The following is a 12717-nucleotide window of genomic DNA, read 5'->3' on the forward strand; positions in this document are numbered from 1 at the left end:
TTCATGCATACCATTGTTGTCGGAGTCAACTATCGTACGGCACCTGTTGAAATCAGGGAAAAGCTGTCATTCATTGAAAATGAATTGCCAAATGCGATGGCTGCACTACAAAAAGAAAAAAGTATACTTGAAAATATTATCGTGTCGACCTGCAACCGTACTGAAATCTATGCGGTCGTCGATCAACTGCATACAGGAAAGTATTACGTCAAACAATTTTTAGCAAAGTGGTTTGATATACCGATGGAATCTTTCTCCCAGTTTTTGATCGTTCGTGAGAACCATGAAGCGGTAGACCATCTTTTCCGTGTTAGTGCCGGGGTAGATTCAATGGTGCTCGGTGAAACACAAATCTTAGGTCAAGTTAAGAAAAGCTTCTTAGAAGGACAGGAAACCGGTACTACCGGAACTGTATTTAACCAGCTGTTCAAACAAGCAGTGACATTTGCAAAAAGAGTGCACTCTGAAACCGGCATTGGTGAAAATGCAGTATCTGTTTCTTATGCTGCTGTAGAACTTGCTAAGAAAATCTTTGGCTCTCTTCAGGACAAGCATGTGCTTATTATCGGTGCTGGTAAGATGGGTGAGCTTGCCATTAAGAACTTGTACGGGAATGGAGTCAGCACCGTAACAGTGATGAACCGTACGTTCGAAAAAGCTGAAGCTCTTGCAAACAGCTTCAATGGAGTTGCAAGGAAAATGGATATGTTAGAGGATGCATTGGTGAAAGCTGATATTGTCATCAGTTCAACTTCTGCTACTGATTATGTCATTACAAAGGACATGATGGTGAAAGTCGATCGTCTACGTAAAGGTAAACCGATCTTCATGGTCGATATTGCAGTACCTCGCGACCTTGATCCTTTAATTGGCGATTTGTCAAATGTATTCTTATACGATATTGATGATCTTCACGGTATTGTGGAAGCGAATTTGGCTGAACGTGAAAAAGCAGCAAATGAAATCGTTCAAAGAATTAGCCAAGAAAATGAACAATTTACCGAGTGGCTTGCTACTTTAGGCGTCGTGCCTGTGATTTCAGCTCTCCGCCAAAAAGCATCGAGAATTCAAGAACAGACAATGGCAAGCATTGAAAACAAAATGCCCGAGTTGACGGATCGAGAAAAGAAAATCCTAAACAAACATACTAAATCCATCATTAACCAGTTATTGAAACAGCCAATCCTGCAAGCTAAGGAATTAGCGATGGACCCTCAATCGCAAGAAAAGCTGGAGCTGTTCCAGCAAATCTTTGGGATCGAGGAAGAAGTTGCAGAGGAACAAGTTAAAATTCAAATGCGGGAAGAAACAGCAAAAGAGGTCGCAAAGACTGAAGATGCAAGCCGTGTTGAGCTTTCCTATTAATGGGTGAAAAGAGGGCGTTTTTGTATCTATATGCTACTATATAGATACAGAAACGCCTTTATCGCGAAAAGGAGTGGGCAAAATGGCCGATGCTTTGGCCCGCCTGCATGAAGTAATGATCGTCCTTTATGCGGTCAGCCTAATATTTTATTTTATAGATTATTTAAACAAAGATAAAACTGCCCGTAGAGTAGCATTTTGGATCATTTCTGCCATCTGGATCATTCAGACAGGCGTACTATTGTTAACCATCATCCAAACAGGTAAGTTCCCGGTATTGTCTTTAACACAGGGAATCTATTTCTATGTATGGTTACTGATCTTGCTATCCATCATCATGCATTGCATAGCACGGGTGGATTTACCGGTGTTTTTCCTAAATATTATCGGGTTTATCTTCTTGACGATCCACACTTTTGCACCAATTAAGATTGAACAGTCCTCTATCGGGGAGTCACTGGTTTCTGAATTGTTGTTTTTCCATATAACGTTTGCCATTATGTCCTATGCAGCCTTTTCTTTGTCATTTGTTTTTTCAGTACTCTATCAGATTTTGTATTATTTCTTGAAAAAGAAGAAATGGACAAAACAGTGGGGCAGGCTGCCTTCCCTGACTCAAACGGAGAAGGGAATGTCAGCATCCATGCTGGTTGGGATTCCGATGCTTGGGATTAGCTTGATCTTAGGCTTGCAGTGGGCGTATATCACATTGGATGAATATACGGTTTTGGATGCGAAAATTGTCGGTTCCGTCATGATGTTAGTTATATATTGTTTACTGCTCTATTTGAATCGTAGAGGAAAAATAGTTGGTGTGAACTATGCATGGGGACATATCTATACGTTCTTACTCCTAATGGCAAACTTTTTCCTTGGGAGCAGGTTATCGGACTTCCATTTTTGGTATTGACGAAAGGATTGAATTAATGTGAGAAAAATTATTGTCGGTTCAAGACGGAGTAAGTTAGCGCTTACCCAAACGAATTGGTTTATCGAACAAATGAAGGCTGCAGGAGCCCCATTTGAATTTGAAGTAAAAGAAATCGTGACAAAAGGGGATCAGATTCTTGATGTCACATTGTCCAAAGTGGGAGGGAAAGGCTTGTTTGTCAAGGAAATCGAGCAAGCCCTTTACGATAAAGAAATCGACTTTGCTGTACACAGTATGAAGGATATGCCAGCTGTCCTTCCTGAGGGATTAGTCATCGGTTGTGTGCCGCCACGAGAAGATCCAAGAGATGCATATATATCAAAAGGCCATGTGAAATTCATGGATTTACCGATCGGGGCTGTTGTTGGTACTTCAAGTTTACGTCGTAGTTCCCAATTGCTCCTAATGCGTCCGGATTTGAATATTAAATGGATTCGCGGAAATATTGATACTCGTCTTAAAAAGCTTGAGACGGAAGAGTACGATGCTATCATCTTAGCTGCTGCAGGTCTTAAACGGATGGGCTGGAGCGATGATGTGGTGACAGAATTCATCGATACAGAAAGATGTCTACCTGCTGTAGGGCAAGGCGCCTTAGGGATCGAGTGTCGTGAAGATGATACAGAACTTCTGAATGAATTGGCCAAACTAAATGATGAACCGACGTGGAGAGCAATCCAAACTGAACGGGCTTTTCTATCTGCTATGGACGGAGGCTGCCAAGTGCCGATAGCCGGCTATGCGGTTGCAGAGGGACCTAACGTTGCGTTTACCGGTTATGTTGGATCTCCAGATGCCATGAAGATCTTTAAAGCAACCGTAATCCAAGAGGATCCGATCAGTGCTGGAAAAGAAGTTGCAAGACAGCTTAGCGAGCAGGGGGCTTATGAAGTCATCCAGCAAGTGAAGGCTGAGAATAATGTGTGAGTCAACTGCATTAAAAGGGGAAACCATCATTTTAACCGGCATCCCTAAGTCCGATGAACCCGAACGTCTCGTCCGGCAATATGGAGGCGAACCGGTTTCCTTTCCGCTTATTAGGGTGCAAGAAAGAGCAGATGAGGACCTACAATTTATTCATCGGTTGAATGAGTATGATTGGTTGATCTTTACAAGCCAAAATGGCGTCAAATATTTCGGACAGAAATTAGTTCGCTTCAATATAGCGGTCAATGATGTGAATCATCCCAAAATAGCTGCTGTCGGAAGTGAGACGGAAAAGGCATTGAAAGAAATAGGTTTTCAAGTGCATTTTAAACCCTCTGTTTTTAGTGCAGACAGATTTGTCGTTGAATTCCCGGATTTGGCTGATGCAGGTGAACGTTGCCTTTTCCTAAGGGGATCGCTGGCTAAGGAGACCATTAAAGAAGGGTTAATAAATGAAGTGGACGAATGGACCGTTTATGAAACTGTTACAGACAGTGAGGGGCCGAAGAAGCTAATAGAGTTTTTAGCCCATACTCCGAAATGTACCATTACATTTTCAAGCCCATCATGTGTAGAGGTATTTGTAACCGAGGTCATTCCTCACATTGTATTGGAAGGGTATACGATTGCGGCTATTGGTCATGTAACCGAGGATGCCTTATTAACTGCTGGCCTTCCCGTCCATGTTAAACCAGAGAAATATACGATGACTTCAATGATCGAGAAAATTGCAAAATTGAAAGGTGATTCTAAATGACTGAACTTAATTTTCAACGTCACCGCCGCCTTCGCCAATCGGCAGCGATGCGCTCCATGGTACGTGAAACGCACTTACATACGGAAGACTTCATATACCCTGTATTTGTAGCAGAAGGGACAGGTATTAAAAAAGAAATCTCCTCTATGCCTGGTGTCTTCCAATACTCTCTCGATAGATTCGGCGAGGAACTTGATGAAATTGTTTCGCTTGGCATTCCGGCAATCATGATTTTTGGTATTCCTGCTGAAAAAGATGCAGTCGGAAGTGGAGCCTACCATGACCATGGGATTGTTCAAGAAGCGACTCGTTTCACGAAGGAACGATATCCTGAGCTTTTAGTAGTGGCAGACACTTGCTTATGCGAATATACAGATCACGGACACTGTGGAGTGATTGAAAACGGTCAAGTATTGAATGATCCATCTCTTGATTTGCTTGCTCGTACGGCAGTGAGCCAAGTGGAGGCGGGAGCTGATATCATTGCTCCTTCCAATATGATGGACGGATTTGTAGCTGCGATTCGCCATGGCTTGGATGCTGCGGGATTCCAACATATACCGATCATGTCGTATGCCGTAAAATATGCATCCTCCTATTACGGACCATTCCGTGAGGCTGCGGAAAGTACACCACAATTCGGAGATCGTAAATCATATCAAATGGATCCTGCGAACCGTTTGGAAGCCATTCGTGAAGCGTCTTCCGATGTGGAGGAAGGTGCGGACTTCTTAATCGTGAAACCAGCACTTGCTTACATGGATATCATCCGTGACGTGAAAAACAACTTCGTCTTACCTGTAGTGGCCTATAATGTCAGCGGTGAATACTCCATGGTAAAAGCAGCAGCGCAAAACGGATGGATCGACGAGAAATCTGTCGTATTAGAAACATTAACTGGCATGAAACGTGCAGGAGCTGATTTGATTCTGACGTATCATGCTAAAGATGCAGCACGCTGGTTGGAGGGTAAATAATGGGCAAAACATACGAGAAGTCGAAAAAAGCATTTGCTGAAGCGGTCAATTTGATGCCAGGAGGGGTAAACAGCCCTGTCCGTGCATTTAAGTCGGTGAACATGGATCCAATTTTCATGGAGAGAGGTTTAGGTTCCAAGCTGACAGATATTGATGGAAATGAATATATCGACTATGTACTTTCTTGGGGTCCGCTAATTTTAGGTCATTCCAATCCTAAAGTAGTCGAAGCTATTAAACGAGTAGCAGAAAGCGGAACAAGCTTTGGAGCATCTACGTTGATTGAAAACGAATTGGCTAAATTAGTGATGGAACGTGTACCCTCTATCGAAATGGTTCGAATGGTTTCTTCCGGTACGGAAGCAACGATGAGTGCGCTTCGTGTTGCACGCGGCTACACTGGTCGAGATAAAATCTTGAAATTTGAAGGCAGCTATCACGGACACGGAGATAGCTTGCTGATCAAAGCGGGTTCAGGCGTTGCCACTCTTGGCTTGCCTGATAGCCCAGGTGTACCAGAGTCCATTGCCAAAAATACAATTACGGTTCCATATAATGACTTGGAAAGCGTTCGCGTAGTATTCGAAGAGTACGGCCATGAATTGGCAGCAGTCATTTTAGAGCCGGTTGCGGGGAATATGGGGGTTGTACCACCACAACCAGGATTCTTGCAAGGCCTTCGCGAATTAACGGAAAAGCATGGCACGATTCTGATCTTTGATGAAGTGATGACAGGCTTCCGTGTAGGTTACAACTGTGCCCAAGGGTATTACGGCATAACGCCTGACATGACATGTTTAGGGAAAGTCATCGGAGGCGGTCTGCCTGTAGGAGCATTCGGAGGCAAGCGTGAAATCATGGAGAGGGTAGCTCCAAGCGGTCCGATTTACCAAGCGGGTACTCTATCTGGTAACCCATTGGCAATGACGGCTGGATTTGAAACAATTAGTCAGCTACAGGAAGAAACATATGAGTATTTCATCGAACTTGGTGATCTGTTAGAAGCGGGCTTCCGTGAAGCGGCGTCGAAATATAATATTCCTCATACGGTTAACCGTGCTGGATCTATGATTGGATTCTTCTTTACAAATGAGGATGTCATTAATTACGATACAGCGAAAACGTCTGACTTGGAATTATTCGCTGATTATTATCGTTTGATGGCAGAAGAAGGTGTATACTTACCACCATCACAATTTGAAGGACTATTCTTATCTGCTGCACATTCAAAAGAAGATATCGAGAAAACAGTGGAAGCGTTCCACAAAGTTTTCGCCCAATTGGCACGCTGATTGGATATGTTAAGGGATTTGCCTTATGATGGCAAATCCCTTTTATATATGGACTTTTACAAACAAATACATTAGGTGAACTATGAAGCGGGCGATGTATACTACCAAATTTACTAAATATACAACTATTGGATCGAAGTGTACATCAAAATCCTATTCACGACTAAGTTCTTCCGTATAGAATTCACTAGCCTTCCTATGTGGAGAACTTATTCATCGGTGGCATGATTCTTCTACCTCTTGCATAAGTATGTCTATAGTGAAGAATCCGAATCGAGGAGGCAATTCATTTTGAAAACTGTCACATGGGAATTAAAAGAGACGTTTCATTTTCCACAGTTATACGGCAGCCCGTCTAATGTACCGGATATAAAGATCGTTCCACAAAGCACCAATACTGTATCCGGTGATTCTGTCAGGTTGAATGGCATTTATCATATTGCAGCGAACGTGGAGTTCAAGCCGTTTGAAGGAACATTCCCGCGGCCATATGATGGCGTTGTCATCGACTTTATTGAAATGCAGGAAGAGGATAACAATGGTTATTTTGAATATGCGGTTCCATTAACGGTGGACATCCCCCGTGAGCGGATTCAGAATGGCTATATTCCATCATTAGAAGTACAAGATGTCAAGATGCACTATCCATTCCCGGGGTGCGTGGAAGTTGGATGGACAGTTGCCTGTTCTTACGCAGAGCCTGCTGACAAGGCGGAAGAAGCTGTAGGGATGAAAGGTGCCGCCACGTATACATTGGAAGTTGATGAAGAATTGAATATGTCGGATGCAGTGGAAGTTCCGACGCAGACCGTCGTGTTTGAAAGTAGTTCGTCATCGTCCTCATCTTCAACATCTTCCACACCGGATTATGAGTATGAGTCCGTTGAAACAGTTTTCGAAGAATCTAAATCATCCGCAATGGACGAGGAAGAATCTATAGAAGAACAGCATCCGGTAGTTCAGCCGGTTGCAGTCACTCAGCCAGTTGTTCATGCCGTTGAAGTGGTGGATGTGGCAGAAGATAAATCGTTAGCCAAAAAGAATCAGAGTGAATTGAATTTCTTGAATGACTTGAAGGACACGTATTCCGTTTTCACATTCCGCAACGATCAAATATAATCATGGTGGAATGCAAAACAAAGTCCGATTAGCAGACAGAGGAACAGAAAATCTCCGGTTGTCGGAAAGAATAACGTCCTTAACAACTGGAATACACAAAGCGGAATGATAATGGATTTACAATAAAATCGGCACCGCCTCAACCATGGTGGAAGTAGCCAAGGATTGTAACCTCTTCGCATTTTTCAACATCCTTTCTCTAAATGACTTGACGAAAATCTGACAGTTGGCATACAATAACGATAACTTTATATTTCGATGCGTTGATTGGGAAGAGTAAAGCGTTCGTACCGTCCTTAGAGAGGAAATCATCTGGTGAAAGATTTCCGGCAGTAGGCGTTTGAAGGTCGCCCTGGAGCAGTTCCTATGAATTCAGTAGTAGGAGCCGGTTTGAAGCCGTTAACTGATTGAGAGCCGGATGGCATATGCCGTCTGCGAATAAAGGTGGTACCGCGAACAACTCCTTCGTCCTTTAAAGACGATGGAGTTTTTTTGTTTTCCCAAAAAACGATAGGAGGGCTTAACATGACAGAAGAAATTAAAATGCCGACAAAGTATGATCCACAGTCGATCGAAAAAGGTCGCTATGAATGGTGGCTGGAAGGGAAGTTTTTTGAAGCGAAGCCGGAAAGCGGCAAGGCGCCATATACTATCGTGATTCCTCCACCGAACGTTACAGGTAAGCTCCATTTAGGCCATGCTTGGGATACGACGCTGCAAGATATTTTAGTTCGTATGAAGCGTATGCAAGGTTACGACGCTTTGTGGCTTCCGGGTATGGACCATGCAGGAATTGCGACTCAAGCAAAGGTTGAACAAAAGCTTCGCAGTGAAGGGAAGTCCCGATATGACTTGGGGCGCGAAAAATTCCTTGAAGAAACTTGGAAGTGGAAAGATGAGTACGCAAGCCACATTCGTGAACAATGGGCGAAGTTAGGATTGGGACTTGACTATTCCCGTGAACGTTTCACGCTCGATGAAGGATTGTCAAAAGCTGTTCGTGAGGTATTTGTTAAGCTATATGAAAAAGGCTTAATTTACCGTGGCGAATACATTATCAACTGGGATCCGGCAACCAAGACTGCTTTGTCGGACATCGAAGTAATTTACAAAGATATTCAGGGTGCATTCTATCATATGCGATACCCATTGGCTGATGGTACTGGTTCAATTGAAATTGCTACTACACGGCCAGAAACCATGTTAGGGGATACAGCTGTAGCGGTACACCCTAAGGATGACCGTTACAAGCACTTAATTGGCAAGACTGTTAAATTGCCGATTACAGGTCGTGAAATCCCGATTGTAGCGGATGACTATGTTGATATGGAGTTCGGTAGCGGGGCAGTTAAAATCACTCCTGCACATGACCCGAATGACTTCGAAATCGGAAACCGTCATAATTTGGAACGCGTTTTAGTTATGAATGAAGATGGAACGATGAATGATAGAGCAGGCAAATATGAAGGAATGGATCGATTTGAGTGCCGTAAACAAATCGTGAAAGATCTTCAGGAAATGGGTGTTCTTTTCAAGATTGAAGACCATATGCATTCTGTCGGACATTCAGAACGGAGCGGAGCTGTCGTTGAACCATATCTCTCTACACAATGGTTCGTTAAGATGGGGCCTTTGGCAGAAGAAGCTGTCAATCTACAAAAAGAAGAGGGTAAAGTAAACTTCGTACCTGAACGTTTCGAGAAGACATACATGAACTGGATGGAAAACATCCGAGACTGGTGTATTTCCCGGCAGTTATGGTGGGGACATCGTATTCCTGCTTGGTACCATAACGAATCAGGTGAAATCTATGTTGGCCACGAAGCACCGGCTGATGAGGAAAATTGGAAACAGGATGAGGACGTTTTGGATACATGGTTCTCCTCAGCTCTTTGGCCGTTCTCGACACTTGGCTGGCCAGATACGGAAAGCGAAGACTTCAAACGTTACTATCCAACCGATGCATTAGTAACTGGATATGATATCATCTTCTTCTGGGTTTCCCGGATGATTTTCCAAGGTCTTGAATTCACGGACCAACGACCGTTCAAAGATGTGTTGATCCATGGTTTGGTTCGTGACTCAGAAGGACGTAAGATGTCCAAATCCCTTGGAAACGGTGTCGACCCGATGGATATGATCGAGAAGTACGGTGCAGACTCCTTACGCTACTTCCTATCTACAGGCTCTTCACCAGGCCAAGACTTGCGCTTCTCTTATGAAAAGGTTGAGTCAGTGTGGAATTTTGCCAATAAGATTTGGAACGCTTCCCGTTTCGCATTGATGAATATGGAAGGCATGACATACTCGGAAATTGACTTGTCGGGAAAGAAATCCGTTGCGGATGCATGGATCCTCACTCGTTTGAACGAGACCATCGATTTAGTGACGAAGCTTGCTGACAAATATGAGTTCGGTGAAGTTGGCCGTGTACTATACAACTTCATCTGGGATGACTTCTGTGACTGGTATATTGAAATGGCGAAGCTGCCATTGTATGGTGAAGATGAAGATGCGAAAAAGATGACACGTTCGGTGTTGGCATACGTTCTTGATCAAACGATGCGCTTATTACATCCATTCATGCCGTTCATTACAGAAGAAATATGGCAGCATCTTCCGCATGAAGGAGAGTCTATTGCGGTTGCAGCATGGCCGACAGTAGATGCTTCCTTGACAGATGAAGCGAAAGCGTCTGACATGAAGCTTCTTACAGATATCATCCGTGCGGTACGGAACATCCGTGCTGAAGTCCAAACACCGATGAGTAAGAAAGTTCCAATGTACATCTCTGCAAAAGATGATGCAACTCTATCTGTTTTGGAAGAGAATAAAGCATACATCGAACGCTTCTGTAATCCAGAACCACTTACATTAGGTGTTACAGTCGAGGCACCTGCCAAGAGCATGTCAGCTGTAGTTTCCGGAGCGGAACTATTCATGCCGCTTGAAGGCTTAATTGATAAAGACGCAGAAATTGCCCGCCTTGAGAAAGAATTGGAGAAATGGGCAAAAGAAGTGAAATTGGTTCAAGGAAAGCTTTCAAACGAACGCTTCGTTTCCAAAGCACCGGAAGCGGTTGTAGCGGAGGAACGTAAAAAAGAACAGGACTACTTGGAGAAACATGCAACAGTTGAAAAACGGTTGAATGAATTGAAGAGTTTGTAATGAGGGGAGTTGCCTTTTTGTCGAGAGACGAAGGGGCAACTCTTTTATTTATGATTGGAGCTTAAACAAACACCATGTATAATAGAGTGGAAGAGAGGAGATGCGACTTTGGTAATAGGAATATCCATTTTTATAAGTTTCATAGTCATTTTATTACTTATCGCAATCTTCCCGCTGAAAGTAGAGAAGAAGCCCTTATACATAGTAACAGGCATATCAGGATTGATTGTCTTCCTTTCCGTCTTTGCTGCTTATTCACTCGTCTGGTGGTACGGAATCATGGTGTTTGCCGGTTTATTGCTTGCTTTGGCGATTTTATTCGGGAAGAAGATGGAATGGCTGAAGCCCATTAATCTTATTGAAAAAGATATGAAACATAAACCTTTTCCTTTAGAGTTTAAAGAATCTGGCAAAGGTCGGTCCATTTATGATGACAAGGTCAGTCAACTCGCAGTAACGTCCCGAAATAAAATAGATGAGAACGTTGAGGAAATTCAACCAATAGTTCATTCAAATGATGAAGATACTCACGACAAAGGCGGAGCAACCAATGATCAGTCGGAAGAATTGATGAACAGTGATTTTGCCGACTATATTGAAATGACAGAACTTATACAAATAAATGATTCAAATGAAGTCATAGAAGTTTGGGAACAAGATGATTTACTGGTGGAAACTGTAGAGGGAAATTTAGAAACAAAAAATCATGATGATGTCACCAGTTCATTGGAAGTAGAGGAATTGTCCGATGAGTGGCTGAATAGCCGATTAGACGCAATGTATGGCGGTGAGCAATCTACTTCTATCGGGTTTGATTTTGAAAATCAGGGTGATCAGCCTCTGGAGTTTTATGAATTAGAAGACCGTCCGGCGAGTTTAGAAGAAGAGTACGCATTGTTAACAGGCGATGAAGTTGAAGGTGAATACATTGGAGAACAGGATGTAGAGTTCGAGGATCTATCGCAGCTATACTACCATGGGAAGAGGGGGGATAACGATGGAACAACGAAATAGTGTTCAATTCATCATTCTCGCCCTCTTAGTCAGTATGGTCATGGTAGCCATTGCATTTGGTGTTTCAACGGGAGTAAATGCAATAAGTGGTAATGCAGACGCTTCCTACTTTGGAAATGAAACATACGTCGGTCCTGTGAAAGTAGACGGACTATCAAAAGAGCAGGCAATTCTCATTCTTACACAAGAAACAGAACGCTGGAAGAGTAATCAGAAACCTACCATCCAGTTTTTGTTTGAGAAAGAGAAGTTGGATTTGGATTTTATAGAATTTGATATTCAGACCTCTGTGACTCAAGCCCGGACAGGGGAACGAAACGAGCTTCATTTTCAAATGAATAAACAGAACTTACATAGCGTCTATGAAGGACTTTCACTTATTGATGTTGATGAAATAGATTATCAAGGATTTGAGAATGATTTACTGGATCATGCAAAGTATCTGACTGATTTTCCGAATAAAATCTATTTAACTGAATACATAAGTGGATTAGTGGATGAAACTTTGCCCTTTTCTACAAATACACTATCTATTAAAGAAGGGGATGTAAGTGCTAATATATGGATGAGAAAACATCAGGAGATGACAATCAAAAAGGACGAAGTCTTTTCTTTGAATGATATCTACTTAAAAGAATCGAATGGTCTTTATTCAGAAGGCTTCCAAAATGAACTGGCTTCAGCAATTTATAAAGCAGCATTGAATAGTCCCTTTTCAATTGTTGAAAGAACAGTCACGACTGATAACCGGTACAATCAGGAAGTAGGGTATGAAGCATTCATTGATGCGCAGCATGATTTAAAAATAAGGAATGAATATGGCAAGCCGCTGCGTATCCAATCTACATTGAAAGATGGAAAACTGTTCATTTCAATTGTAGGTGACAGTTCACTTGTTAACATTCAAGCTTCAATTAAAGAGGTAAAGACTTTAAAGCCCAGAGTAATTGTGTACCCGGTTGAAGATTATTCTGATGAGTATGAGGTGGAAGGGGAGAATGGCGTACAAGCTACCGTCGTTCGTTCAGTAAGCCTCGGTGATTCAATTTGGAAGAAATACACCCATGCAGTAGATTCGTACTTGCCTATACCTGAGAAATGGTATCGGGTGTTTGAGGAAAATCAAGAAGATGTAGAGAGATAAAGAAAGAGGAGGGCGGAATGCCT

At 42.7% G+C, this 12717-nt stretch carries 10 protein-coding genes and 1 other annotated feature; all 10 genes read left to right on the top strand.

Annotated elements, in window-relative coordinates:
* The first annotated feature begins 3 nt into the window (after positions 1-3).
* Positions 4-1365 carry a glutamyl-tRNA reductase gene (gene hemA / locus ACFOZY_RS05390; protein WP_378153080.1) on the top strand — a complete coding sequence of 454 codons (1362 nt, stop codon included), beginning with the start codon at positions 4-6 and terminating at the stop codon, positions 1363-1365.
* Between the two features lie 82 nt (positions 1366-1447).
* On the top strand, positions 1448-2275 hold the full coding sequence (ccsA, locus tag ACFOZY_RS05395; RefSeq protein WP_378153082.1) for a cytochrome c biogenesis protein CcsA: 828 nt from the start codon (positions 1448-1450) through the stop codon (positions 2273-2275).
* A gap of 18 nt (positions 2276-2293) precedes the next feature.
* The gene (gene hemC, locus ACFOZY_RS05400; protein ID WP_378153084.1) at positions 2294-3223 is read left to right on the top strand and encodes a hydroxymethylbilane synthase; all 930 of its coding nucleotides are present in this window, start codon (positions 2294-2296) and stop codon (positions 3221-3223) included.
* Positions 3216-3980, top strand: a complete 765-nt coding sequence (locus ACFOZY_RS05405; RefSeq protein ID WP_378153086.1) for a uroporphyrinogen-III synthase — start codon at positions 3216-3218, stop codon at positions 3978-3980. The genes hemC and ACFOZY_RS05405 overlap by 8 nt, the downstream gene beginning before the upstream one ends.
* A complete protein-coding gene (gene hemB, locus ACFOZY_RS05410) occupies positions 3977-4957 on the top strand; it encodes a porphobilinogen synthase (protein ID WP_378153088.1) in 981 nt (326 codons plus the stop codon). The genes ACFOZY_RS05405 and hemB overlap by 4 nt, the downstream gene beginning before the upstream one ends.
* Positions 4957-6249 carry a glutamate-1-semialdehyde 2,1-aminomutase gene (gene hemL / locus ACFOZY_RS05415; protein ID WP_378153090.1) on the top strand — a complete coding sequence of 431 codons (1293 nt, stop codon included), beginning with the start codon at positions 4957-4959 and terminating at the stop codon, positions 6247-6249. The genes hemB and hemL overlap by 1 nt, the downstream gene beginning before the upstream one ends.
* 291 nt (positions 6250-6540) lie before the next feature.
* A complete protein-coding gene (locus ACFOZY_RS05420) occupies positions 6541-7368 on the top strand; it encodes a hypothetical protein (RefSeq protein ID WP_378153092.1) in 828 nt (275 codons plus the stop codon).
* Between the two features lie 254 nt (positions 7369-7622).
* Positions 7623-7844 (top strand) — a binding site (T-box leader).
* Positions 7845-7893: 49 nt separating this feature from the next.
* Positions 7894-10536, top strand: a complete 2643-nt coding sequence (locus ACFOZY_RS05425) for a valine--tRNA ligase (protein WP_378153094.1) — start codon at positions 7894-7896, stop codon at positions 10534-10536.
* A 108-nt stretch (positions 10537-10644) separates the two neighbouring features.
* Entirely contained in the window at positions 10645-11550 is a 906-nt protein-coding gene (locus tag ACFOZY_RS05430; RefSeq protein WP_378153096.1) for a hypothetical protein, read from the top strand.
* A complete protein-coding gene (locus ACFOZY_RS05435) occupies positions 11534-12694 on the top strand; it encodes a VanW family protein (protein WP_378153098.1) in 1161 nt (386 codons plus the stop codon). The genes ACFOZY_RS05430 and ACFOZY_RS05435 overlap by 17 nt, the downstream gene beginning before the upstream one ends.
* Positions 12695-12717 lie beyond the last annotated feature (23 nt).

Origin of the sequence: Chungangia koreensis (assembly GCF_042651785.1) — a bacterium.
GTDB lineage: Bacteria > Bacillota > Bacilli > Bacillales_A > Planococcaceae > Chungangia > Chungangia koreensis.